Source organism: Kitasatospora sp. NPDC056327, assembly GCF_042261735.1.
In the GTDB taxonomy this organism is placed as follows: Bacteria; Actinomycetota; Actinomycetes; order Streptomycetales; family Streptomycetaceae; genus Kitasatospora.
On sequence record NZ_JBHJRC010000116.1, the window covers coordinates 1 to 23,679 of the forward strand.

General features: G+C 74.6%; 19 protein-coding genes and 1 pseudogene. 3 read left to right on the plus strand and 17 right to left on the minus strand.

Going from position 1 to position 23,679, the window contains the following annotated elements:
- The 6 genes from ACFCX4_RS18675 to ACFCX4_RS18700 all read right to left on the minus strand — a co-directional run.
- Positions 1–1,928: condensation domain-containing protein (locus tag ACFCX4_RS18675; RefSeq protein ID WP_376143697.1), on the minus strand; the 1,928-nt coding region annotated here is incomplete at its 3' end.
- A gap of 248 nt (positions 1,929–2,176) precedes the next feature.
- Positions 2,177–2,986 carry an enoyl-CoA-hydratase DpgD gene (dpgD, locus tag ACFCX4_RS18680; protein WP_376143699.1) on the minus strand — a complete coding sequence of 270 codons (810 nt, stop codon included), beginning with the start codon at positions 2,984–2,986 and terminating at the stop codon, positions 2,177–2,179.
- Between the two features lie 69 nt (positions 2,987–3,055).
- Positions 3,056–4,384, minus strand: coding sequence for a (3,5-dihydroxyphenyl)acetyl-CoA 1,2-dioxygenase DpgC (dpgC, locus tag ACFCX4_RS18685; RefSeq protein ID WP_376143701.1), 1,329 nt, complete (start codon positions 4,382–4,384; stop codon positions 3,056–3,058).
- The gene (gene dpgB, locus ACFCX4_RS18690; protein ID WP_376143703.1) at positions 4,381–5,199 is read right to left on the minus strand and encodes an enoyl-CoA-hydratase DpgB; all 819 of its coding nucleotides are present in this window, start codon (positions 5,197–5,199) and stop codon (positions 4,381–4,383) included. Before dpgB ends, dpgC begins: the two co-directional genes overlap by 4 nt.
- Positions 5,196–6,308 carry a 3,5-dihydroxyphenylacetyl-CoA synthase DpgA gene (gene dpgA / locus ACFCX4_RS18695; protein WP_376143705.1) on the minus strand — a complete coding sequence of 371 codons (1,113 nt, stop codon included), beginning with the start codon at positions 6,306–6,308 and terminating at the stop codon, positions 5,196–5,198. The genes dpgB and dpgA overlap by 4 nt, the downstream gene beginning before the upstream one ends.
- A 236-nt stretch (positions 6,309–6,544) precedes the next feature.
- The gene (locus ACFCX4_RS18700; RefSeq protein WP_376143707.1) at positions 6,545–7,843 is read right to left on the minus strand and encodes a PLP-dependent aminotransferase family protein; all 1,299 of its coding nucleotides are present in this window, start codon (positions 7,841–7,843) and stop codon (positions 6,545–6,547) included.
- Positions 7,844–8,339: 496 nt separating this feature from the next.
- Between ACFCX4_RS18700 and ACFCX4_RS18705 the strand changes: the two genes are divergently transcribed.
- Positions 8,340–8,549 (plus strand): MbtH family protein, encoded by a 210-nt coding sequence (locus tag ACFCX4_RS18705; protein WP_376143709.1) that lies wholly within the window; start codon positions 8,340–8,342, stop codon positions 8,547–8,549.
- Positions 8,550–8,658: 109 nt separating this feature from the next.
- On the opposite strand, the gene ACFCX4_RS18710 is transcribed toward ACFCX4_RS18705, so the two are convergent.
- From ACFCX4_RS18710 to ACFCX4_RS18760, 11 genes and pseudogenes are all read right to left on the minus strand, one after another.
- Positions 8,659–9,228 (minus strand): TetR family transcriptional regulator C-terminal domain-containing protein, encoded by a 570-nt coding sequence (locus tag ACFCX4_RS18710; protein ID WP_376143711.1) that lies wholly within the window; start codon positions 9,226–9,228, stop codon positions 8,659–8,661.
- A gap of 389 nt (positions 9,229–9,617) precedes the next feature.
- Positions 9,618–10,129, minus strand: a pseudogene (locus tag ACFCX4_RS18715) (transposase); the annotation flags it as partial.
- A 480-nt stretch (positions 10,130–10,609) separates the two neighbouring features.
- Positions 10,610–11,203: a hypothetical protein gene (locus ACFCX4_RS18720; RefSeq protein ID WP_376143713.1), complete on the minus strand. Its 594-nt coding sequence runs from the start codon at positions 11,201–11,203 to the stop codon at positions 10,610–10,612.
- Positions 11,204–11,404: 201 nt separating this feature from the next.
- Complete coding sequence (locus tag ACFCX4_RS18725) at positions 11,405–12,514, minus strand: glycerate kinase (protein WP_376143715.1); 1,110 nt, start codon at positions 12,512–12,514, stop codon at positions 11,405–11,407.
- Entirely contained in the window at positions 12,511–13,329 is an 819-nt protein-coding gene (locus tag ACFCX4_RS18730; RefSeq protein ID WP_376143731.1) for a sugar phosphate isomerase/epimerase family protein, read from the minus strand. The genes ACFCX4_RS18725 and ACFCX4_RS18730 overlap by 4 nt, the downstream gene beginning before the upstream one ends.
- Positions 13,330–13,460: 131 nt before the next feature.
- Positions 13,461–14,609 carry a dihydrodipicolinate synthase family protein gene (locus ACFCX4_RS18735; protein WP_376143717.1) on the minus strand — a complete coding sequence of 383 codons (1,149 nt, stop codon included), beginning with the start codon at positions 14,607–14,609 and terminating at the stop codon, positions 13,461–13,463.
- A gap of 118 nt (positions 14,610–14,727) precedes the next feature.
- Positions 14,728–15,879 carry a Gfo/Idh/MocA family protein gene (locus tag ACFCX4_RS18740; RefSeq protein ID WP_376143719.1) on the minus strand — a complete coding sequence of 384 codons (1,152 nt, stop codon included), beginning with the start codon at positions 15,877–15,879 and terminating at the stop codon, positions 14,728–14,730.
- A 160-nt stretch (positions 15,880–16,039) separates the two neighbouring features.
- Positions 16,040–17,020, minus strand: a complete 981-nt coding sequence (locus ACFCX4_RS18745) for a hydroxyacid dehydrogenase (protein ID WP_376143733.1) — start codon at positions 17,018–17,020, stop codon at positions 16,040–16,042.
- Positions 17,021–17,121: 101 nt separating this feature from the next.
- Positions 17,122–18,027 (minus strand): carbohydrate ABC transporter permease, encoded by a 906-nt coding sequence (locus tag ACFCX4_RS18750; RefSeq protein WP_376143721.1) that lies wholly within the window; start codon positions 18,025–18,027, stop codon positions 17,122–17,124.
- Positions 18,024–18,968 (minus strand): carbohydrate ABC transporter permease, encoded by a 945-nt coding sequence (locus tag ACFCX4_RS18755; protein WP_376143723.1) that lies wholly within the window; start codon positions 18,966–18,968, stop codon positions 18,024–18,026. The genes ACFCX4_RS18750 and ACFCX4_RS18755 overlap by 4 nt, the downstream gene beginning before the upstream one ends.
- Positions 18,965–20,314 (minus strand): ABC transporter substrate-binding protein, encoded by a 1,350-nt coding sequence (locus ACFCX4_RS18760; protein WP_376143725.1) that lies wholly within the window; start codon positions 20,312–20,314, stop codon positions 18,965–18,967. The genes ACFCX4_RS18755 and ACFCX4_RS18760 overlap by 4 nt, the downstream gene beginning before the upstream one ends.
- A gap of 322 nt (positions 20,315–20,636) precedes the next feature.
- Between ACFCX4_RS18760 and ACFCX4_RS18765 the strand changes: the two genes are divergently transcribed.
- Complete coding sequence (locus ACFCX4_RS18765; RefSeq protein WP_376143727.1) at positions 20,637–22,631, plus strand: DUF2264 domain-containing protein; 1,995 nt, start codon at positions 20,637–20,639, stop codon at positions 22,629–22,631.
- A 130-nt stretch (positions 22,632–22,761) separates the two neighbouring features.
- Positions 22,762–23,568: a sugar phosphate isomerase/epimerase family protein gene (locus ACFCX4_RS18770; protein ID WP_376143729.1), complete on the plus strand. Its 807-nt coding sequence runs from the start codon at positions 22,762–22,764 to the stop codon at positions 23,566–23,568.
- Positions 23,569–23,679 lie beyond the last annotated feature (111 nt).

Below are 23,679 nucleotides of genomic sequence, written 5' to 3' on the forward strand. Positions count from 1 at the left end.
GAGACGTCGAATCCGTAGGGGGTTTTCTGGAGGACGCGGTCGTGGGGGGTGAGGTGGTAGGTGTTCTGCATCCAGGTGAGGCGGTTGACGATGCCCTGGTGGGGGATGGTGACGCCCTTGGGGCGGCCGGTGGAGCCGGACGTGAAGATCACGTACGCGGGGTGTGCGGACGAGAACGCCCCGCGGTCCGGGTCCGTGGACGTGTGGGCCCCGGCCTTCTCGATCAGGGCCTCGGTCACGGTGACGGGTGCGTCGGCGCGGCTGAGGAGGTAGTCGATGCGGTCGGCGGGGTGGTCGGGGTCGACGGGGAGGTAGGCGCCGCCGGCTTTGAGGATGCCGAGGAGGGCGACGACGAGGTCGGTGGAGCGTTCCATCACGACGGGTACGACGGTCTCGGGTCCGACGCCGTGGTCGATGAGCAGGTGGGCGAGGCGGTTGGCGCGCGCGTTGAGTTCCTCGTAGGTGACCGACTCGTCCTCGAAGAGCAGGGCGAGGGCGTCCGGTGTGCGGGCGGCCTGGGTCTCGAAGAGGTCGGGCAGGGTGCCGGACGGGACGTCCACGGCCGTGTCGTTCCACTCCTCCAGCACCCGCTCCCGCTCCGCCGGGCCGAGCAGGTCGATCCGGGCGAGCGGCCGGTCCGGCTCGTCGAGGTCGGCCAGGGTCTCCAGGAGCCGCGCGAACCGCCGGGCGTGCCCGGCCACTTCGGTGGGGTCGTACACGTCGGGGTTCGCGTTGACGACCAGCCGCATGCCCTGACCGGCCCGGTCGTAGAGCACGAACGCCAGATCGTCGACGGAGGCCTCGCTGAGGCTCCGGACCGTGGCGGGGTGCCCGGCGAAGCTCAGGTCCTGGTGGAAGGCCATCACGTTGACGAGCGTGCCGAACAGCCGGGTGCCGCCGGCGTCGGTCAGGCCGCCGACGAGGCCGAGGTCCCGCTGGAGGTCCTCGTAGCGGTAGCGCTGGTGGCGCAGCGCTTCGCGCATGGTGGCGCCGGCCCGGCGGGCGAGCTCGGTGAGCGAGGTGTCGGGACGCACGGTGAGGCGGATGGGTAGGACGTTGGCGAGCATGCCGGGGGTGCGGCGCTGCAACGGGGTGGCGCGGCCGGTCACGGGCAGGCCGAGCACGAGGTCCTCCGCCCCGGTGAGCCGGTGGGTGTACAGCGCGGTGGCGGCCGTGGCGAGGACGGGCAGGCCGGTCCGCAGCCGGCGGGCGGCGGCCCGGATCCGGTCGGCCGTGGCGGGTGCGAGGTCCTCGGTGTGGCGGACGCAGCCGTGGGCGGCGGGGGCGGAGCGTCCGCCGAGGCCGACGGTCTCTGGCCGGCCGGCCAGCCGTTCGGTCCAGTACCGGCGGTCGGCGGCGAACTGCTCGGAGGCGCGGTAGGCGGCGTCCTCCGCGAGGAGGTCGGGGTAGGGCGGGAGCGGGTCGCCGACGGGGCGGCCCTCGGCCAGGGCGGTGTAGATCTCGGCGACGCGGACGGCGAGCAGGGAGCCGCTGTAGGCGTCGCCGGCGGCGTGGTGGCCGCGCTGGTACCAGAAGAACCGGTCGCCGGCCGGGAAGAGCGCCATCGCGTAGGCGGGTCCGCGTTCCAGGTCGACCGGCCGGGCGAGGTCGGCCCGGGCCCATTCCCGGATGGTGTTCCACGGGTCGGGGTCGTCACGCAGGTCGGTGACCGGGACGGTCGCCCCGGCGACCGGGGCGACGGTCTGGCGGACCTCGCCGCCGGTCTGCGGGAAGCGCAGCCTCAGCACCTCGGTCTCGGCGACGAGCCGGTGCAGCGCCTGCTGGAACAGTGCGGTGTCGACGGGGCCGTGGATCTCCAGGCACTCGGCGATCTGGTACGTGGGGTTCGCGGGGTCCAGCTGCTGGGCGAACCACATGCCGGACTGACCGGCCATCAGAGGCCAGGAGTTGGCCTGGGTGTCCGACATCTTCAGTGCTCCGGTTCGTTTGCCAGGGGCCGCCGGGCAGGCGGCGTCGACCGATCGGCCTCGGCCGTCTGCCGGTCCGAGGGCGTTGGGGAAGAGGAAGGCGAGGGAGGGAAAGGCGGGGGAGGGAAAGGCGGGGGAGGGAAAGGCGGGGGAGGGGAACGTCGGGGGAGGTGCCCGCGCACGGCGTCGTGCGGAGCGGGGTGCGGTGGGCCAAAGTGTGCGGGTGCCGCAGGCCGGGGCGGGGCCGGTCAGCGGCCCTGCCAGCGCGGTGGCCGCTTCTCGACGAAGGCGCGGGGGCCTTCCTCCGCGTCCGCGCTGTGCATCCGGCGCTCCTCCCAGGGGAAGCGGGTCGTGAACGCCTGCTCCAGGGGCATGGTGACGGCTGCGGCCGCCGCCTCCTTGATCGCGCGGACCGCGAGCGGGGCGCACCGCAGGACGTCGTCGACCCAGGAGTCCACGCAGGCGTCCAGGTCGGCCGCCGGGACGACCTCGTTGACCAGCCCGAGTTCGTGGGCCCGGGCGGCGGTCATCGGGCGGCCGGTGAGCAGGTGGCCCATGGCGGCCCGGTAGGGGGCCTGCCGGGTGAGCCGGAAGACGCCGCCGGCGCCGGCCGTCAGGCCGAGCCGGGCCTCGGGGAGGGCGAAGGTGGCGGTGTCGGCGGCGACGACGATGTCGCAGGCGAGCGCCAGTTCGAAGCCGCCGCCGAAGGCGTGGCCGTTGACCCGGGCGACGACGGGCTTGGCCAGCCCGAAGCGCTCGGTGAGCCGGGGCCAGCCGGGCTTGCCGCGGCTGCCGAAGGTGGCGGGGGCGTTGCTGCCGTCGGCGATCCGGGCGGCGAGCTCCCTGAGGTCCTGGCCGGCGGAGAAGGCGCGCTCGCCCGCGCCGGTGAGGACGGCGAGCCACAGCTCGTCGTCCTGCTCGAAGTCGTCCCAGACGCGGGCGAGTTCCTCGTGGGTGCGGAGGTCCATCGCGTTCAGGACCTCGGGGCGGTCGAGCGTCACCCGGGCGACGCGGCCGTGCTTCTCGTAGCGGATCCGGGTGAGGTCTGCCAGCTCCATCGGCTCTCCGGCTCTTCTGGGGTGCATGGGTCCGAGGGGGTCCGGCGGCGGCCGGTCCGGGCCGTCCGGTCAGACGGCGGCCGGCGCGGCCGGCGTGGCGGGTGCCCCGGTGGTGGCCGCCCCGGCGAAGCGGCCGACCTTGCCGATCACGTCCTGGCTGTAGAGGCGCAGGGCCTGCTGCACCGCGAACTCGGCCATGTACTGCCGGAACTGCTCCGGCGGTTCCTCGGCCAGGTTGAGCATCCGGCGGTTGGTGACCACGGCCGGGCTGTCGAGCCGTTCGAGCGACTCGGTCACCGCTCGGTCCATCCGGTCGGGTTCGACGACCTCGTCGAGGAGCAGCCGGGCGTCGGGCTCGGTGGCGTGGAGGCGGCGGCCCCAGAGCACGACCTGACGCGAGACCCGGCCGCCGGCCAGCCGGCCGAGGCGCAGGTTGCCGGCGCCGGGCACGATGCCCTCCTGGGCGGCCGGCAGGCTGAGGTAGGAGTCGGTGGCGGCGACCACCCGGTCGAAGACCATCAGCAGCTGGGCGCCGCCGCCGATGGCGAAGGTGTCGACGGCCGCGACCCAGGGCTTCTCGATCACCGGGGTGTGCCAGGCGCCGGAGTGATCGGCCCGCACGCCGCGGAAGATCTTGTTGAGGTAGCCGAGTTCGCGGCGGAGCAGGAAGTCGAGGAGCGAGATCCGGCCGGCGTGCAGGCTCTTGAGGTTGATGCCGGCGCTGAAGACCCGGCGGCCCCGGTAGCGGGGGTGGACCATCTCGCCGCCGCGGAGCACGCAGACCCGCACCTCCGGGTCCAGCAGCGCGAGGTCGACGGCGGTCTCCATGTCGTCGACCTGCTCGTTGTCCTCGGCGTTGAGGCAGTCGGTGCGGCACATGGTGAGGTGGGCCGCGCCGTCGCGCCGTTCCAGCCGGACGGAGCCGAGGTCGGCGGAGCCGGTGCGGCGGAACCCGGGCAGCAGCGCGAGGGCGCGGGCGGTCGGCAGCGCCATCGCGTCGATCAGGTGGCGGCCGGAGGCGGGCGAGCGGAGCACTTCGCGCAGGAAGAGGCCCTGGTCGATCTCCAGGCCCTCCTTCGCGGCCTGCGGCCGGCCCTGTTCGGCGGCCATCGCGGCGGCGTCCGGGAGCAGGCCCGGCCAGCCGTCGCCGGCGCCTGCGACGAGTTCGGGGAGCCGCAGGTCGAGCGTGCGGTCGTCGGTCAACTGCCGGTACACGGAGTCCCCGTGGAGCCGCAGGAAGCGGGCGCGCACGGTGCGGACGGCGTTCTTGGCGTCGGTGGCGCGGGCCTGCTGGGCGGGGGAGCGCCCGGCGGGCGCGGGCAGGCCGGCGAGGACGGCGTCGGCGCGGGCGGCGGCGTCGGCGAGGGCGCGGCGCTCCGCCGCGGGCACGGCGGTCACGCGACGGTCCCGGCCGGGGCCCCGGCGGCGCGCCGCAGCACCCGGTCACAGGCCGCGAGGTGGCGGCCCAGGGCCTCCTCGTGGGGCGTGGTGGCGGCGTCGAGCATCAGCTGGCGGCGGATCGCGATCCCGGGGGCGGCCGCCGCGAGCAGGCCGGCGACGGCGGCCAGGGCGGCGGCCGGGTCGTCCGGGAGGTCGTCGAGCAGGGACAGGTCCACGGCGTCGGGGGCGGTCAGCGCGGCGCCGAACAGCACGGCCCGGCGGGTCGCGGCGACACCGGCCTGGTTGACGAGCCGGTGCAGGGCCATGCCGGGCCAGACGCCCTCCGGGCCGACGGGCAGCAGCAGCCGGGCGGTCGGCGGGGCGATCCGGTAGTCGGTGGCGAGCAGCACCTCCAGGGCGGTGCCGCCGCAGTCGTTGCCGAGGCTGCCGGCCGGGTGGTCGGCAGCCTCGGCGGGGTCCGTGCCGCCGGTGCCGCCGGTGGTGTCGCCGACCTCGTTGGTGCCGGTGCCGTCGGTGGCCCAGGGGGCGTCGCCGACCAGTGCCACGGTCGGCCGGTCCAGGCGCTCCAGACGGCGCAGCGCGCGCTCCCACTTGTTGACCAGGGCCAGCGGCGGGGCGGGCGCGGGTGCGCCGGGCGCGCCCGCGACCCGGAGCACCACCGGGGCGTGGCCGCCCTCGTCCTCGGCCCGGTCGCAGAGCGCGTTGAGCGCCTGCACGGTCCCGGGGGAGAGCGGGCGGCTGCCGTCGACGAGCGCCGGCTCGGGGGAGTGGGTCATGGTGGTGTGCTCTTCCTGCTCGGTGCGGACGGTCACCAGCGGGCCAGCGCCGTCTCGATGGTGGATCCCGGGCCCATGGTCATCAGCACGCCGTACTCCCCGGGGCGGGCCGCCTGTTCCTCCAGCAGCCGCTGGTAGGAGAAGAGGAACGAGCCGCTGGAGAGGTTGCCGTAGTCCCGCAGCACGCTGGTGGTGTGCCGGACGTCGTGCCGGGTCAGGCCGAGGTTGACGCCGACGGCGTCGATGACCTTCTTGCCGCCGGAGTGCACCAGCCAGTGGTCGATGTCGCTGCGGCGCAGCCCGGTGCCGTCGAGCAGCCGGTCGACTACGAGTTCCGCGTGGGCGCCGACCACGTAGGGCACGTGCGGGTCGAGGAAGAAGCTGAACCGGGCCTGGTCGTCGTCCCAGTCGTAGCGCATCGCGTCGATCGCGTCGGTGACGATGTAGCTGGCGAACTTCAGCAGCCGCGGGCCACCGGTTCCCCGGCGTTCGCCGGGTGCCGGGGACGGCGTGCTGCCGCCGGGCGGGCCGAGCGGGTCCGCGACCAGCGCGACGGCGGCGGCGCCGTCCCCGAACAGGCTGTTCACCACGGAGGTCCGCATGGTGCCGTCGAAGACGTAGGCGGCGGAGCAGGCCTCGGCGCAGACCATCAGGGCGAGCCGGCCGGGGTGGGCGCGGGCCCAGCCGTTGACGGCGTTGAGCGCGTTGAGTCCGGCGTTGCAGCCCATCCCGACCACGTCGAGCCGGCTGGTGTGCGGGTCGACGCCGAGTTCGCGGATGATCAGCGCGCTCAGGCCCGGGGTGAGGAAGCCGGTGGTGGTGACGCAGCACAGGTACCCGATGTCGGAGAGGTCCGCGCCCGTCTCCTTCAGGCAGGCCAGGACCGCCCGGACGCCCATGTCCACGGCCTGCGCCTTGTGCTTGGCGAGCAGTTCGCCCTGGATCTCGGGGATCCGGGAGCCGTCGGGCCCCTCGGGCGGGAGGGTCAGGTGGCGGCGTTCGATGGCGCTGTTGAGGAACAGCGACCGCACTCTCGGGTCCCGGACGTCGAAGATGTCCAGGATTTCCTGCTGCGAATAGGAATGCGGCGGAACGGCGGTGCCGACCCCGGCGATCCTGGCCGGACCGCTCGCGGCGGCCGTCATCACCGGAATCGCGGCATCTGCCCAGTCCGTCCTTTCGGCCGTATTGCCGGTGTCGGACCCGCCGGTCGTCACGGTCGTCATCGGCACATCCGTTCCGGGAAAATCGGACGTTCCTCCGGGAATAACGCACAAAGGTCGATCGGTGTCACGGTCTCCCCGTTTCGCTTCACCTTGTCGGCTGTCCGATGAGGACAACGGACGGGCCGTCCGGGCGGTTCATTCCTTCGCTCGCCCGGTCAATCCCGGGAGCGGTAACGGATGAAGTCCGCCAGCCGGTTCAGGCCCTCGTCGATTTCCTCCGGCCGGAGGTGGCTGAAAGAGAGCCGCATGGCGTTGCGCGGCCGTTCGTCGGCGTAGAAGTGGTGCACGGGTGTCCAGAGCACCCGGAACTCCTCGGCGCACTGCTCCAGCAGCCGGTCGTCGGCCGGGAAGGGGACGTCGAGCAGCAGGAAGAAGCCGCCGGACGGCACGTTCCAGGAGACGCCCGGGACCGGGTCGCCGCTGCCGGTGCCGCCGTTCGGGCCGTTCCCGGCGCCGGTGCCGCCGGGGCCGAAGCGCCGCTCCAGGCCCTCCAGCACGTGCCGGAGGTTCGCCCGGTAGTGCGCGGTCTCCCGGGCGTTGGCGTCCCGGAGACTGCCCCCGTGGGCCAGCAGTTTGCCGCCGATGACGGCCTGGGCGATCGGGGAGGTGTTGACCGTCAGCATGCTCTTGATCTTGGCCAGCTCGTCGGCCAGCAGGCCGCCCGCGCCCCCGCCCGCCGCTCCACCGGTTCCGCCCACCACCCGCTGGTCCGCCAGCACGTAGCCGACCCGGGCGCCGGGCAGGCCGGTCTTGGCGAACGAGCCCAGGTAGACGACGCGCGCGGTGGTGTCCAGCGCCTTGAGGGTCGGCGGTCCCGCCGGATCGCCGAACAGGCCGTACGGGTTGTCCTCCAGGAGCAGGAGGTCCTCCTCGCCGGCGATCTCCAGCAGCCGCCGGCGGGCCGCCAGGTCCAGCCTGATCCCGCTGGGGTTGGCGAAGTCCGGGATGACGTAGCAGGCCCGGGGATTGAGCCCGGCCGCCCGGGCCCGGGCCGCCTGGGCCGAGAGGTCCGCGAGGTCGATGCCCTCGGGCGACTCCCGGACCGGCAGCACCCGCAGGTCGGCCAGCCGGGCGGCGCCCTGCGCGCCGACGTAGCTCGGCGTCACAACGAGCAGGGCGTCCCGCTCGGTCCGCCGCAGCGCGCGCAGCGTGAGGTAGAGCGCCTCCTGGCAGCCGACCGTGACCACCAGGGCGTCCGGGTCCGCGGTGATGCCCTCGTCCACCCGCAGGTGCTCGGCGATCAGCTCGTGGATGATGCCCTTGGTGCGCCCGTACTGCAGCAGGGTCTGCCGGACCGCGGCCTCGTCACTGCCCGGCCGGGCGGCGAGACGGGCACGGAAGAGCTCCAGGTAGCGGTGGACGTCGTCGAGGTCGAAGAAACCCTCGAACGGTCTTCCGGCGGCCAGGGAAATCGCGTCCGGGAACCGCTGCGCGATCTCGTTGAGGAAGTTCATCGATTCACTGACCGGTGCGGTGAGGGAATCGTGGAGGCTCGAAAGTTCAAGTTCCGTGACCACGCCCGGGGCGGATCGGCCGTTCACCACATTCGTCCTTAACGGCTCTGCCCGGAGTTCAGCGCTCTGCTGACGGGATCGGTTTCGCCTTCGGTTTCGCAATCGCTGCCGCCCGGCTCTTGCGCCCGGTGCGCCGCGGGCTGCAGGCTAGTCACAGCCGTAAGCCCGTGACAACCAATGCCTGCCCGGACGTGCGCGCAGTAACTGCCCGGAAGTACGTGATCCCGGATCCGCCCGTGTGCGGCGTCCGGTGAATTCATCCTGCGTTAGCATTCCGGCGGCTTCGTGTTCCGCCGGGCACCCGAGGCTCCTGAACCGCGAGTGCGCCGTCCCGGTGCTCCGCCGCCTCCCGGGCCGGAGCGCCGCAAGCACCGGCCGCCACGCGCCGACGACAGGTCGGCGCGCTCCCGGCGGCCGTCCACGAGAGGAAACACCGATGACGAACCCGTTCGAGGACGCCGAGGGCACCTACCTGGTGCTGGTCAACGACGAGGGGCAGCACTCCCTCTGGCCCTCCTTCGCGGAGGTGCCGGCCGGCTGGACCACCGGCTTCGGCCCGGCCGGCCGCCAGGAGTGCCTGGACCACGTGGAGGCCACCTGGACCGACATGCGCCCCGCCAGCCTGGTCCGCGCGATGGGCGGCTGACCGCCCCACCGGCCCGCCCTGCCCCATCGGGCACACCGTCAGAAGTCGGCGCGCCCGGCCCGGATGACCCGGGGCGGGCGCGTCGGCCGTTGGCGGTGCACCGGGCGGGTCAGGTGAGGAGGGTGTCGAGGACGGTGAAGAAGCCGTCCAGGGGGGCGCGGTCGCGGGTGACCTTGGCGCGGAGGACGGCGCCTTCCCAGGCGTCGACGAGGAAGGGGCCGAGGCGCTCGGGGGGCAGGGGGGTGGTGAGGGCGCCGGCGGTGCGGGCCTCGGTGAGGACGGCGGTGACGGCGGTGGTCCAGGAGGTCAGGCGGGCGTCGACGTCGTCGCGCAGGGCGGTGCTCTGGTTGGCGAGTTCGGTGCCGAAGTTCCCGAACAGGCAGCCGCGCCGGTAGTCGAAGCGGGCGAGGTCCTCGGCGAGGTAGCGGAAGTGGGCGCGCAGGCGCGGGGCGGGGGCGAGGCTCCCGTCCCGGAGCATGTCGAGCCGGCGGGAGACGGCGTAGCGGTCCATCACCTCGGCGGCGAGCGCCTCCTTGCTGGCGAAGTGGTTGTACACCGAGCCCTTGGGGACGCCGGCGGTGCGGGCGATGTCCTGGATGCCCGTGCCGTTGAAGCCGGTGGTGTGGAAGCACTCCACGGCGGCTTCGACCAGCTGTTCGCGGACGCTCGGCCTGGGCATGCGGTCTCCTCGCCCCCCGCGTCGGGGAACACGAACGGTCGTCTTGGGCGGCCATTCTGCCAGCGGCGGCGGCATCCGGCCTGGTGGGGGACGGTTGCGGGATTCAAGACGGTCGGTCATGTCGGAGGCGGAAGGCGCCCCGACCGAGGCAAAGCGCCATGTCCACGCCCACCCGGCGGCCGTACGGAGGTCGCGTACGCCCGGGCCGGCGCACTGGTGCGGGTGCCGGACGGCGTGCCGGCGGTCGAGGCGGCGCCGCTGCTGCGCGCCGGCCCGACCACCTCACCGGTACGCCCATCGACAACGAGGACGACCCGGCCTTCAGTGCCGCGCACGGGATCCGCGCCCCGGCCAGTGCTGTGACCGAGAAGGTTCGCCGGGTTGCTCGATCAGGCAGCGAGGGCAGGGCGGCCTCCCCGGCGGAGGCCTTTCTCGCCGCGGATGCGGGCTCGTTCGCGGCGTTGGGCGGCCAGGATGTCGGGATGGCGTGCGTTGGCGTTGCGCCAGCGCAGGTAGCGGTGCAGTTCGCGGGTCTGGACCGGGTGGTTGGGGTGGTTGGAGTCGGCCGGGGTGAACTGCCGCAGTGGTCCGAAGTGCGCCTCGATCGGATTGGCCCAAGAGGCGCTGGTCGGGGTGAAGCACAGCTCGACCTTGTTCTTCCGGGCCGAGTGCCGGATCTTGGTCCCCTTGTGGGCGGAGAGGTTGTCCAGGATCACGTAGAGGGGGCGCCGTCGGGTCGGGCGGCCCGGATGGATCCGAGCGGGGCGAGGGTGTTCGCGGCGCCCTTGCGGCGGCGGTTCATCCCCCACAGGGTGTCGTCGCCGATCGAGTAGCAGCCGTGGAAGCAGGTCACGCCGTGGGTGCGGTGGTAGGTCGCCGGCAGCCGGTCGGGCCGGCCCTGCCATCGACGCCTCCACGTATCGGATGGGGTGTGTCCCACATCCAACCGGTCTGGAGCGAGCGCGCCGCCGCGAGACCCGACCCGTCCCGGTACGACGGACCCGGGCAGCCGTGCAGGACCGGCAGCTCACATGGGCAGGTCAGTCGCATTCGTCGGCGCGTCAGATCTCAAATGGGCGCCGCTCTCCGCACCGACGACGCGTGCGCGGGTGGGGAACCCGGGGCGCCCGGAGTGCTTGGGGCGGGTGTCGACAAAGGATGTCCTCGGCAACTGGGGCAGCAACGTCGCCGCTACGCACGAGACCACCTTCAACGTCACCTGCCGATGACCCGGCAGTGAGGCGACCGGATGGCGGAGGTGCTGTCGATCGGCTCCGACGCCATCCGGGTCCAGGGTCCAGGGAGCAGGGAGCAGGGAGCAGGGAGCAGGGAGCAGGGAGCAGGGGTCAGGGGTCAGGGGTCAGGGGTCAGGGGTCAGGGGTCAGGGGTGGACGAGCTTGAACCTGACGAACTCCTCGTTGACGATGAAGATCTCCTCCTCGGCGGAAAGCCACCGCTTGCGGTCTTGGAGCTTGCTGGTCTCGATCCTCTTCTTCGTCCCCGCCACCTTGAGGTAGAACTCGTCGCCGCCCAGGTCCTCGATCTGCCAGCGGGTGCCGCAGCTGCTCTTCTCCAGCCTGATGTCGGCTCCGTAGAGGCACCAGGTGCGGTACTCGCCCCAGTTGGCGGACGTCGACTCGATGCTGTAGGTGAGGTCGTCGGCGTGCAGGGTGAAGACCAGGGCGGTGCCGTTGCCCGGCTGGTTCGTCAGGAGCGCGTAGTCCCAGCCCGCGTAGACCTCGAACGTCGCCCCGCGGCCCGAGTTGGCCTGGACGAGGTGGACGGGGTCGAAGACGGTCTCCCGCTTCGAGGGCGCGGGGTGGGCCGCGCTCGCGGGGAACCGGTGACCGGCGGCGCGGGTCGCGGTGTCCTGGGCCGTCGACGCCGGGGCGGTGCCCGCCAGCAGGGCGAGGCAGCCGGCCGCGGCGACCGCCGTGCGTCGCAGCGATCGGTGCAGCAGCAGTGACTTCCACATGGTCGTACCCCTCAGTGTTCGGCGTGGCCCGACTTCGATCCGTCGGCCATCCTCGCCGTCCGGGAACCGGACTTCAGCGAACCGTTCCGGGGGGCCGGGGAATTCACGCGGAAGAGTGGGTCTCGGGGCGTCTCGATTGAGGCGGCAGGCCCGCCCTCGCCGCGTGACCAAGCAACCCGGCGAACCTATGTGGTCACAGCACTAGCCCGCCGCCCGGCCGTCGGTCCGCGGGTGCGAGCGGGCCAGCCGGGCGCCGGCCTCGGTGAGCCAGTGGAGCGCGCGGCGGCGGGCGTCGGCCGGGTCGGCGGCCAATGCGGCGAGGGTGAGTACCCGGGGGTCGGCGTCCGCGGCGGCCTCGCCGGCGACGATCCGGGCGGGGACGCCGGCCCGCTCCGCCCGGCCGAGGACCTCGCCGACGGCCTTGCCGAGCAGGCTGGTGGCGTCGAACCGGCCCTCGCCGGTGACCACCAGATCGGCCCCGGCCAGCGCCGCGTCCAGACCGGTCAGCTCGGCCACCGCCGCCGCCCCGGGCACCACCTGGGCACCCCACGCGGCCATCAGGCCGTAAGCGGTGCCGCCGGCCGCGCCGGAGCCGGGGAGGTCCGGGTCGCCGCCCAGGAGGTCGGCGAACCGGCGCAGCCCCGCCTTCAGGAGGGCGATCCCGGACGGGCCCGCGCCCTTCTGCGGCCCGTACACCTCGGCCGCCCCGGTGGGGCCGGCCAGCGGGTTGGTGACGTCGGTCAGCAGCCGGACGCCGCCGGGCGGCGGGGTGCGCAGGGCGGTGCGGTCGAGCCGCACCGCCCTGGCGAGGGCGCCGCCGCCGTCCGGGAGGACGGCGCCGGTGCCGTCGAGCAGCCGCAGACCGAGGGCGGCCAGCAGCCCGGCGCCGCCGTCGGTGGAGGCGGAACCGCCGAGGGCGACGGTCACCCGGCGCGCGCCGGCGTCCAGGGCGGCGGCGATGGTCTCGCCGGTGCCGCGGGTGCCGGCGGTGAGCGGGGCGAGGGCGCCGCCCAGCAGCGGCAGGCCGCCGGTGTCGGCGAGTTCGACCAGCGCGGTGCCGTCCGGCAGCAGCGCGAAGCGGCCGGTGACCGGCCGGCCGTGCGGGCCGGTGCAGCCCGGTACCGAGTGCAGGACGGCACCGGGGAGGGCGGCGGTCAGCGCGTCGAGGGTGCCCTCCCCGCCGTCGGCCATCGGGCGGAGCAGCAGCTCGTCGTCCGGGCGGACCGAGCGCCAGCCGGCGGCCAGCGCCCCGGCCGCGGCGCCGGCCGGCGCGGTGCCCTTGAAGGAGTCGGGCGCGAGGACGACCCTCACGGCCGGGCCACGTGGGCGAGGTGGCGTTCGACGAGCGTGCGCAGCGTCTGCTCGCCCGGGGTGTCCCAGATCTCCTGGTTGAAGATCTCGACCTCGATCCAGCCCTCGTACCCGGCGGCGGTGACCCGGTCGGTGAGGGTGCCGAAGTCGATGTGGCCGTCGCCGACGTGCCCGCGACCGAGCAGGGCGTCCGCCGGCAGCGGCAGCGTCCAGTCGCACACCTGGTAGGAGGCGATCCGGTCCTCCCGCCCGGCCCGGGCGATCTGCTCGGGCAGCGCCGGGTCCCACCACACGTGGTAGCTGTCGACGACGACGCCGACCTGCCGGGCCGGGTGCGGCGCGGCGAGGTCGAGCGCCTGGCCCAGCGTGGAGACCACCGCGCGGTCGGCGCAGAACATCGGGTGCAGCGGCTCGATCGCCAGGCGGACGCCGAAGTCGCCCGCGTGCGGCGCGAGTTCGGCGAGCATGTCGGCCACGGTGGCGCGCGCGCCGACGAGGTCCCGGCTGCCGGCCGGCAGGCCGCCGACGACCAGCACCAGGGTGTCGGTGCCGAGTTCGGCGGCCTCCTCGATCGCCCGGAGGTTGTCGGCGAGCGCGGCCCGGCGCTCCTCGTGCCCGCCGGCGGTGAGGAAACCGCCCCGGCAGAGGCTGCTGACGGCGAGCCCGGCCTCCCGGCACAGCTTCGCGGAGCGGGCCAGGCCGGTCTCGGCGACCTTGTCGCGCCAGAGCCCGATCGCCGGGATCCCGGCGTCCACGCAGCCCCGGACGGCCTCCGGCAGGCTCCAGCCCCGGGTGGTGATCTGGTTGAGCGACAGCCTCCCGAGACCGGTGGCCGCGCTGCTCCCCGCCGCTTCGCCGCTCCCGGCGGTCCCGGCGGTCCTGTCTGCCCCGGTGGTCCTGGCGGCCCCGGCGGCCGTGGTCGTCACGGGGGCTCCGTTCGGCGCGCTCATGCCGTCACCCCGGCGACCGCCAGCAGCCCGCGCATCCGGTGCGCCGCGAGGTCCGGGTCGGGCAGCACCCCGGCCGCGTCGGCGAGCCGGAACAGCTCGGCCAGGTGGGGCACCGAGCGACCGCTCTGCGCGCCGCCCACCATGGTGAAGTGACTCTGGTGGCCCGCCAGCCAGGCCAGGAAGACCACCCCGGTCTTGTACTGGAAGGTCGGCGCGGCGAACAGGTGCCGGGCCAGCGGCACGGTCGGCGCGAACAGCTCCTCGTAGCGGTCGTGGTCGCCCTCGTCCAGGGCCCGCAGCGCCGCCGCCGCGACCGCCGCGATCGGGTCGAAGACGCCCAGCAGCGCGTGGCTGTGGCCGAGTTCGTCGCCCCGGATCAGCTCCGGGTAGTGGAAGTCGTCACCCGTGTACATCCGCACGCCGGCCGGCAGCGCGCGGCGCAGGGCGATCTCCCGGCCGGCGTCCAGCAGGGACATCTTGATGCCCTCGATCCGGTCGGCGTGCGTGCCGATCAGCTCCAGTACGGTGCCGGCGGCGGCGTCCGGGTCGGCGTGGCCCCAGTAGCCGGCCAGCGCCGGGTCGAACATCTCGCCGAGCCAGTGCAGCAGCACCGGCCGGTCGCAGCCGGCGATCAGCTCGCCGTACACGGCCAGGTAGTCCTCGGGGCCGCGGGCGGCGGCGGCCAGCGCCCGGCTGGCCATCAGGACCGGCTGCGCGCCGGCCTCCTGGACCACGGCCAGCTGCTCCTGGTAGGCGGCGCGGACGGCGTCCAGCGAGTGGACGCCGGGGGCGAGCTGGTCGGTGCCGACACCGCAGGCCAGCCGGCCGCCGACGGCGCGCGCCTCGGCGCCGGAGCGGACGATCAGCTCACGGGTGGCCGGCCAGTCGAGGCCCATGCCGCGCTGGGCGGTGTCCATCGCGTCGGCGATGCCCAGGCCCAGCGACCACAGGTGGTGGCGGAAGTCGAGCGTGGCGTTCCAGTCGACGGCGGCGGGCGCGCCGGGGGTGTTGTCGCCCAGCGGGTCGGCGACCACGTGGGCGGCGGCGAAGGCCACCCGGGTCCGGGCGGGGGCGGTCGGGGCGGGCAGCCGGGCGGGCTCGCGGAGCCGGAGCCGGCCGTGGCCGGGCAGGTCGATCTCGGTCATGGTGTCGGTGCAATCGTCTCGTCGGCGGACGGCCCGGTGGCGGGCCCGGTGGCGGGCGGGAGGGCGGCCGGCCCGGTGACGGGCGGGAGCGCGGCGGGCCCGGCGGCCGGGGGCGGGGTCACAGGGACAGCTCGGGGACGTCCAGCCGGCGCCCCTCGCGGGCGGAGCGCAGACCCAGCTCGGCGAGCTGCACGCCCTTGGCGCCCTCCAGCAGGTCCCACCGGTACGCGGAGCCGGTGACCACGTGGCGCAGGAACAGCTCCCACTGCGCCTTGAAGCCGTTGTCGAACTCCTCGTTGTCCGGCACGCGCTGCCACTGCGCGCGGAAGGACTCGGTGGCCGGCAGGTCCGGGTTCCACACCGGCTTGGGCGTGGCCGCGCGGTGCTGGAAGCGGCACTCGCGCAGCCCGGCGACCGCGCTGCCCTCGGTGCCGTCGACCTGGAACTCCACCAGCTCGTCGCGGTCCACCCGGACCGCCCAGGAGGAGTTGATCTGCGCGGTGATGCCGCCGTCGAGCCCGAAGACCCCGTACGCGGCGTCGTCGGCGGTGGCCCGGTAGGTCCGGCCCCCCTCGTCGACGCGCTCGGGGATGTGGGTGGCGGTGTGCGCGTACACCGAGCGCACCGGGGCGACGATGCCGTCCAGCACGTAGCGCCAGTGCGGGAACATGTCGAGGACCATGCCACCGCCGTCCTCGGCGCGGTAGTTCCAGGACGGGCGCTGCGCCTGCTGCCAGTCGCCCTCGAAGACCCAGTAGCCGAACTCGCCGCGCACGGAGAGGATCCGGCCGAAGAACCCGCCGTCCACCAGCCGCTTGAGCTTGCGCAGACCGGGGAGGAAGAGCTTGTCCTGCACGGCGCCGTTGCACACCCCGGCGTCACGGGCCAGCCGCGCGAGGTCCAGCGCGGCCTCCAGCGACTCGGCGGTGGGCTTCTCGGTGTAGACGTGCTTCCCGGCGGCGATCGCGGTGCGCAGCGCGGCCTCCCGGGCGGGGGTGACCTGGGCGTCGAAGTAGATCTCGGCGAGCGGGTGCGCCAGGGCCTCGTCGAGCGAGGTGGTCCAGTGGGTCAGGCCGTGCCGGTCGGCGAGCTCCTTGAGCTTGTCGGCGCTGCGGCCGACCAGGATCGGCTCGGGCCACAGCGTGTCGCCGTCGCCGAGCGGCAGGCCGCCCTGCTCACGGATGGCGAGGATGGAGCGGACCAGGTGCTGGCGGTAGCCCATCCGGCCGGTGACACCGTTCATGACGATGCCGATCACTCTGCGGGGCATGGGAGTTCTCCGTTTCGTGGGTGGTGCGGGGGAGCGCCCGGGCGGACGGCGCGGGACCGCGCGGTGGCGGTGGCGGTGGCGGTGGCGCGGGCGCGCGTGGCGAGGGGGCCGGCCGCGGGACCGCCGGGACCGGCGCGGGGGACCCGGCGCCGGCGCGGCCTCAGGCGCTGCGGTGGGCGTCCTCGGGGAGGACGGGGTGGGCGAACGGCTGTCCGGCGGTGTAGCGGGCCAGTTCGTCCGCGGCGGCGGCGGCCATCCGGTGCAGCTCGCCGCCGAGGGAGCCGGCCACGTGGGGGGTGAGGAGCACGTTCGGCAGGTCGTAGAGCGGGGAGTCGGCGGGCAGCACCTCGGGCTCGGTGACGTCGAGGACGGCTTCGAGGCGCCCGGAGACCAGCTCGCCCAGCAGCGCCTCCTGGTCGACCAGCGAGCCGCGGGAGGTGTTGACCAGGGTCGCGCCGTCGCGCATCAGACCGAGCCGGCGGCCGTCGATCAGGTGCCGGGTGGCGGGCAGTTCGGGCGCGTGCACGCTCACCACGTCGCTCGCGGAGCACAGTTCGTCCAGGCCGACGGAGCGAGCGCCGAGCCCGGCGGCCTCGGCGGCGTCGACGTACGGGTCGTGCAGCAGCAGGTCGAGGTCGTGCGGGCGCAGCAGCTCCAGCACCCGTCGGCCGATCCGGGAGGCGCCGACGATGCCGACGGTGCGCCGGTAGTTGCCGGCCCCGGCGTACGCGAGCTGCCAGTCGTACGGGGCGCGGCGCCGCCGGTACTCCTCGCGGACGGCCAGCAGCCGCTTGTTGGCGAACAGCACGGCGGCGACGGTGTACTCGGCGACCGGCAGGGCGTTGGCCCAGGCCGCCGAGGTGACCTGGAGGCCGCGGCGCCAGCACGCATCGGTGACGTGGTGCTTGACCGAGCCGGCGGCGTGGATGACGGCGCACAGCCGGGGGGCGGCGGCCAGCACCTCCTCGTCGATCGGCGGGCAGCCCCAGCCGGAGACGATCACCTCGGCGTCGGCGAGCGCCGCGCGGGCCTCGGGGGTGGAGAAGTCGTCCAGGACGAGCGCCGGGTCGAGGTCGGCCAGCGCGGTGAGCCGGGCGAGGGTGTGCGGGTCGATCAGGCGGTCGGCGAGCTCGCGGTGCATCGCGAGGACGGCGCGGGGGCGGCAGGTGGGCCGGCCGTCGGGCACGGTGGTCTCCCGGTCGGGGGTCGGGGCGGTTGCGGCGGAGGGGGTCGGCTCCGGGGTCACTTGACGCTCCCCGCGGTCAGGCCGGCCTTCCAGTGCCGCTGGAGCAGCACGAACGCGAGGACCAGCGGCACGATGGCGAGCAGCGAGCCGGTGATGACCAGCGGGTAGTACTCGGGGAAGGCCTTGGTCTGGGCGTTCCAGCTGAACAGGCCGAGGCTGACCGGGAAGAGCGTGCTGTCGGAGAGCATCACCAGCGGCAGGAAGAAGTTGTTCCAGATGGCGGTGAACTGGAACAGCAGCACGGTGACGAAGCCGGGCATCACCATCCGCAGCCCGATCGACCAGAAGGTCCGCAGCTCCCCGGCGCCGTCCATCCGGGCGGCCTCCAGGACCTCGTTCGGGACGTAGCCGGCGCAGAACACCCGGGCCAGGTAGACGCCGAAGGGGTTGACCAGGGAGGGCAGGAAGACCGCCCAGAAGGTGTTGACGATGCCGAGCTCGGAGGCCAGCAGGTACATCGGCAGGGCGAGCGCGGTGGTGGGCACCAGCACGCCCAGCAGGACCAGACCGAACAGCTTCTCCTTGCCGGGGAAGCGGTAGACGTGGAAGGCGTAGCCGGCCGCGACGCAGACCAGTGCGCACAGCAGCGAGCCGATCCCGGCGTACAGCAGCGAGTTGAGGTACCACCGGAAGTAGATGCCGTCGCCGGTGGCGGCCAGGTCGTGCAGGTTCTGCCCGAGCCGGAAGTTGCCGGTGCCCAGCGAGTTGCCGCCCAGCAGGTCGGCGGTGTTCTTGGCGGAGGCGGTGAGCAGCCAGCCGAGCGGCCACAGGGTGTAGACGGTGGCCAGGACCAGGGTGCCGTTCACGGCGGCCCTGGAGAGCGTCCAGGGGCGGCGCGGCCGGCTGCTGCCGCCGGGCCGGCCGGGCGGCGCGGTGCTGGGGCGGGTGACGGTGGTGGTCATGCGTCGGCCTCCCGGCGGCGTTCGGAGCGGCCCCGGGTGAGCCGGGTGACGGCGAAGGAGAGCCCCGCCGCCGCGAGGGCGAGCAGCACCGACGCGGAGGCGGCGAGCCCGTAGTCGTGGCGCTCGAAGGCGGCCGTGTAGGCGTACATGTTCGGTGTCCAGGAGGAGGTGACGCCCGGCGAGGTGCCGTAGAGGATCATCGGCTCGGTGAACAGCTGGAGCGAGCCGATGACGGTGAACAGGCCGACCATGGCGATCGAGGGCCGGATCAGCGGCACCTTGATGCTCAGGGCGGTGCGCAGCGGTCCGGCGCCGTCGACGACGGCGGCCTCCAGCACCGAGCGGTCGATGGCCTGCAGGGCGGCGTAGAAGATGACCAGGTTGTAGCCGGTCCACTGCCACAGCGCCATGTTGACCACCGCGGGCAGCGGGTGGCCGAGCGGGTCGGGCAGGGTGCCCAGGGACTCCAGCACGTCGAGCACGGGGCTGATGCCGGGGGTGTACAGGTACATCCACAGCAGGGCGGCGATGATGCCGGGCACGGCGTGCGGGATGAACAGCGTGAGCTGGAAGAACCGGCGGGCGCGGGCCAGCGTGGAGTCCAGCAGCAGGGCCAGGACGAGCGCCAGGCCGGTCATCAGCGGGATGTAGATCAGGCAGTACTGGGCGGCGGTCAGGAAGCCGCCGCGGAACGCCTCGTCCGACAGCGCCCGGGTGTAGTTGCCCAGTCCGGTGAAGACCGTCTCGGCGTCGCCGAAGCCGAGGCCGGAGCGGCGCTCGGTGAACAGGCTCAGCCGGATCGCGTACCCGATCGGGATCAGGGTGCAGGCGGTGAAGAGCAGGAGGAACGGGGCGAGCAGGACGGCCGGTGCCCCGTACCGCCCGCCCCGCCGGCGGCCGGCGGCGCGGGCGGTACGGGTGCCGGTGGTGCCGGTGGTCACTGGGCGACCTTCAGCCCGCGGTTCTTGAACTCGGCGAGGGTGGCCTGCTGCGCGGCGGTGAGTGCCTCGTCGATGGTGCCGGTGCGGCCGGCGACCTTGCCGAAGGAGTCCTTGAGCGAGCCGTTGGTGACGCCCATCGCCGGTCCCCAGGTCCAGCCCTGCTTGACCGACCTGGCGGCGTCCGCGTAGAGGGCGTAGAGGTCCTGGCCGCCGTAGAAGTCGGTGTTGAAGGCCTGCTTGGCGACCGGCACCAGCTCGGTGGCGGCCGGGTAGGCGGAGGAGGTGCCGGAGGAGATCCGGGCCTTGAAGCCGTCGGCGGTGGTGGTCGCCCAGGTGGCGAACTCGACCGCCGCCTTGGCCTTCTTGCTGTCCTTGGAGACGGCGAAGGTGGTGCCGCCGAGCATGCCGCTGGCGGGGGTGCCGTCCCAGCTGGGCATCGGCGCGGCGGCCCAGGTGCCGTTGACCTCGGGGGTGGTGCCGACGTTGGCCTTCAGGACGCCGCCGCCCCAGGTGGCGCCGAGGTAGCCGGCCGTCTCGCCCTTCTGCAGGGAGGCGGTCCACTGCTGGCTGAAGGACGGCATGACGCGCACGAGGTCCTCGTCGGCGAGCTTCTGCCAGTACTCGGAGACCTTGCGGGTCTCCGGCCCGGTCAGGTCGGACTTCCAGGACTCGTCGGCGGCGGTGAACCAGCGGGCGCCGTTCTGCCAGGCCATCGCCTCGAAGGTGGTCGGGTCGTCCGGGAAGAAGGTGGCGATCCGGGTGTCGGGCTGGGCGGCCTTCAGCTGCTGGGCGGCGGTGCGGAACTCGTCCCAGGTCTTCGGGACGGTGATGCCGGCCTTGGCGAAGAGGTCCTTGCGGTAGTAGAAGACCTGCGGGGCGGCGTCCAGGGGCAGTGCCCAGGTCCGGCCGCCGAGCGAGGTGAGCTCGACGGACTGCGGCAGGTACTTGCCCTTGAGGTCGGCGCCGACGAGCTTGCCGATGTCCTGGACGGCGCCCTGGCTGACGAAGTCCGGCAGCTGCGGGTACTCGACGTTGAACACGTCGGGCGCGTTGCCGGCCTTGACCGCGTTGGAGATCTTGGCGTAGCCGCCGGCCGCGCCCGCGGGGATCTCCTCGAAGGTGACCTGGATGTTCGGGTGGGCGGCGTTGAACGCGGCGACCACGTCCTTGGTGCCCTTCGCCCAGCCCCAGAAGGTCAGGTTCACCGGCTTGCCGTCGTCCGCGGCGGCGGCCCCGCTCCCGCCGCTGCTGCCGCAGGCGGCGAGCAGGGTGACGCAGAGCGCGGCGGAGGTGGCCGCGGCGGCGGCGCGGAGGGCTCTGCGGCGGGAGAAGGGGGTGGAGAGCATGGGTGGGCTCCTTACGGCGAGGGTCGACGGGCCCCGGGCGGCTCCGGCCGGGGCCCGGTGAGGGTGGGGGCGACTGGCAGTCATCCTGAGCAGGTCGGCGATCGGAGTCAAGGCATTGGGATCGAATGATCTGACTTGATCGATCGGACGGGGAGTCCGGGAACCCTGCCTGGCCATGGGAAACGCCGAAAAATGGGGGATCTGTGCCGCTCTCGCGACAACATCACAATCCGATCAAGCAGCTCATTTGATCGGTCCACCTTGACGAATGATCAGCCGCTCCCTAGATTCCGGCTCAGCACCCCAACACGGAGGACCCCCCATGCGCCTGCCCCCGGAGGACCGCGACCTCAGCCCGCACACCGGCTGGACCAGGGAGCACTGGGAGGCGGTGGCCGACACCCTGCTGACCTCGGTCCGCCCGTACGCGGGCCCCGGCGGCGCGCTGATCGACCTGCCCGGCACCCGCCCCAGCCGCTCCGGCCGCCGCTCCGACGGCCTGGAGGGCTTCGCCCGCACCTTCCTCCCCGCCGCCCTGCGGATCGCCGGCGCGGGCGGCGCCGACCCGCACGGCCTCCTGCGGCACTACGCCGACGGACTCGACGCCGGCACCCGCACCCCCACCGCCGAACGCGACCTGGCCGACGGCGACCGCGCCTCCTGGCCGGTGATCACCGACCGCGGACAGGCCATGGTCGAGGCCGCCTCCATCGCCTTCGCGCTGCGCCTCACCCGCCCCTGGCTCTGGGACCGGCTCCCCGGACCCGTCCGCGACCGGGTCGGCCGCTGGCTCACCGACGCCCTGCACCGCGAACCCAACGCCAACAACTGGCAGCTCTTCCCCCTGGCCGTCGGCGGCTTCCTCGACGAGGCCGGCATCGCCGGGCCCGAGTCCCGCGCGGCCGTCCGCCGCGGCCTGGAGCACATCGACCGCTGGTACCTCGGCGACGGCTGGTACACCGACGGCCGCCCCCGCGCCTTCGACCACTACAACGGCTGGGCCCTGCACCTCTACCCCGTCCTGCACGCCCACCTCGCCGACGACCGGCCGCTGCTCGCCCGGTACGGCGAACGCCTCGCCGCCCACCTGGCCGGCTACGCCCACACCTTCGGCGCCGACGGCGCGCCGGTCCACCAGGGACGCTCGCTCACCTACCGCTTCGCCGCCGCCTCGCCGCTGTGGGCGGGCGCCCTCACCGGCCACACCCCGCTGACCCCCGGCACCACCCGCCGCCTCGCCTCCGGCACCCTGCGCCACTTCCTCGACCGCGGCGCCGTCGACGAGCGCGGCCTGCTCACCCTCGGCTGGCACGGCCCCGACCCGCGGCTCGTCCAGGTCTACTCCGGCCCCGCCTCCCCCTACTGGGCCGGCAGCGCCTTCCTCGGCCTGCTGCTCCCGCCCGGCCACCCGGTCTGGACCGCCCCCGAGGAACCCGCCCCCGCCGAACGGCGCGACACCGTCCTCGCCCTGCCCGGGCCCGGCTGGCTGGTGCAGTCCACCGCCGCCGACGGCCTGGTCCGGCTGCACAACCACGGCAGCGACGACCAGCCCGCCGACACCGTGGGCCCCGACGACCCGCTCTACGCGCGGCTCGCCCACTCCACCGCCACCGGACCGTCCTTCGACGGCGCCGCCGACAACCACCTCGCCCTGCTGACCGCCGCCGGACCCACCGAACGCGGCCGCGTCCACCCGGTGGGCACCGGCCCCGGCTGGGCCGCCTCACGCTGGCACCCCCGCGCCGACGGCCGGGAACTGCCCGGCGTCACCGTCACCTCGCTCACCCTCGCCCACGGCGCCGAGGAGGTCCGGGCCCACCTGGTCACCGGCGCGCCCGCCGGCACCGCCGTCACCCAGACCGGCTGGGCCGTCGCGGGGCGGCACACCGAGACCCTCGGCGCGGGAGACGGACCGGGCGGGGCGACGGAGGACGCGGCGGGCGGTGCGGCCGACGACGTGCCCGGGGCGGGCGTCCGCGCCGACGGCCGGCTCGTCTCCGAACTGCGTGCCCTGCACGGGTTCACCGCCGCCCGGTCCGCACGCGTCCCCGGCGGCACCGCCTTCGGTCCCGAGGCGGCCCTGCCCCTGCTCACCGGTGACCTCCCCGCCGCCGGTCCGGCCCTCCTCGCCTGCGCCGCCCGGCTCACCGCCGCCGACCACCCGCCCGCCCTGGCGGACGCCGTCGCCCTGACGGCCGGGCCCGACCCCCGGGACGCCCGGGCCGTCCTGCTGACCGTCCGCCCGGCGGACGGGCCGGCCCTGCGGGTGCGGCTGGCCCCCGGGGAGGTCACCGTCGAGGCCGTGGAAGCGGGCTGAGCCGGGCCGCGCCCCGCCCTGCGCTGCTCCCCGCCGCGTACCGCTTCCCACCTACCGCTTCCCGCCGCACCGCTCCTCGCCGCGGCCGGCCGGTGACCGCCGACCCCACCCGAACAGGACCGCAACCGCCGTGCCCCTCGCCCTCGCCACCCTCGGCCTGCCCGGCCTTCCGCTCGACCGGGCGGCCGCCCTCGCCGCCGAGCACGGCTGGCGCGGCCTCGAACTGCGCTGCGCCCCCGACCAGCCGGTCCGCCTCGGACTGGACGCGGCGGACCGCCGCGCCGCCGCCCGGCAGCTGTCCGCCGCCGGGGTGCTGCCGCTGACCCTCGCCTCCTACACCGGCGTCGCCGCGCCCGGGCCGGACGCGCCGGTGCTCGCCGAGCTGACCGCGCACCTGCGGCTCGCCGCCGACCTGGGCTGCCGCCACCTGCGGGTCTTCCCGCACGGCGGACCGGGCCCGGCTGCCGAGGCCGACGACCGGGCCGTCCGAAGGCTCACCGCGGCGGCGCCGCGGGCGGCGGCCCTCGGCGTCCGGATCCTCGTCGAGACCCACGACTCGCACCGGGCCGGCGGCGCACTCGCACCACTGCTGCGCCGGGTCGGCCACCCCGCGGTCGGCGCGCTGTGGGACCTCCTGCACACCTGGCTGGCCGGCGAGACCCCGGAGCAGATCCATCGGGCGCTCGGCCCGTACCTGGGATACGCGCAGGTCAAGGACGTCGCCTCGGCGGACGACCTCACCCCGCTGCCGCTCGGCGCGGGGGTGCTGCCGATCGCGGACTGCGTGCGGCTGCTGGGCCCGGACGCCTGGGTCGCCTGGGAGTACGAGGCCCCGTGGCACCCGGCGGCCGCGCCGCTGGCCCCGCGGCTGGGTGACGGGGCACGGTACCTGGCCGGGGCGGTGCCGGGCGGTCGTGCCGGTGACGCCCGTCCGTGACCGCGTGCGGCGCCCGCCCGTCCCCGCCCGGCGGACGCGGGCGGGGGGGCGGGCGCGCGGCCGTGGTCGACTGGGCGCGCGGACGCGGCGGGCTCGTCCTGGAGGACGACT

Bases quoted from the DNA above. Each gene is read 5' to 3' on its own strand.
- ACFCX4_RS18735 (WP_376143717.1), bottom strand. From the start codon at position 14,609: ATGACCGAGATCGACCTGCCCGGCCACGGCCGGCTCCGGCTCCGCGAG.
- ACFCX4_RS18760 (WP_376143725.1), bottom strand. From the start codon at position 20,314: ATGCTCTCCACCCCCTTCTCCCGCCGCAGAGCCCTCCGCGCCGCCGCC.
- ACFCX4_RS18710 (WP_376143711.1), bottom strand. From the start codon at position 9,228: ATGCCCAGGCCGAGCGTCCGCGAACAGCTGGTCGAAGCCGCCGTGGAG.
- dpgD (WP_376143699.1), bottom strand. From the start codon at position 2,986: ATGGAGCTGGCAGACCTCACCCGGATCCGCTACGAGAAGCACGGCCGC.
- ACFCX4_RS18745 (WP_376143733.1), bottom strand. From the start codon at position 17,020: ATGCACCGCGAGCTCGCCGACCGCCTGATCGACCCGCACACCCTCGCC.
- ACFCX4_RS18705 (WP_376143709.1), top strand. From the start codon at position 8,340: ATGACGAACCCGTTCGAGGACGCCGAGGGCACCTACCTGGTGCTGGTC.
- ACFCX4_RS18740 (WP_376143719.1), bottom strand. From the start codon at position 15,879: ATGCCCCGCAGAGTGATCGGCATCGTCATGAACGGTGTCACCGGCCGG.
- ACFCX4_RS18765 (WP_376143727.1), top strand. From the start codon at position 20,637: ATGCGCCTGCCCCCGGAGGACCGCGACCTCAGCCCGCACACCGGCTGG.
- ACFCX4_RS18750 (WP_376143721.1), bottom strand. From the start codon at position 18,027: ATGACCACCACCGTCACCCGCCCCAGCACCGCGCCGCCCGGCCGGCCC.
- ACFCX4_RS18720 (WP_376143713.1), bottom strand. From the start codon at position 11,203: ATGTGGAAGTCACTGCTGCTGCACCGATCGCTGCGACGCACGGCGGTC.
- dpgA (WP_376143705.1), bottom strand. From the start codon at position 6,308: ATGACGGCCGCCGCGAGCGGTCCGGCCAGGATCGCCGGGGTCGGCACC.
- ACFCX4_RS18700 (WP_376143707.1), bottom strand. From the start codon at position 7,843: ATGAACTTCCTCAACGAGATCGCGCAGCGGTTCCCGGACGCGATTTCC.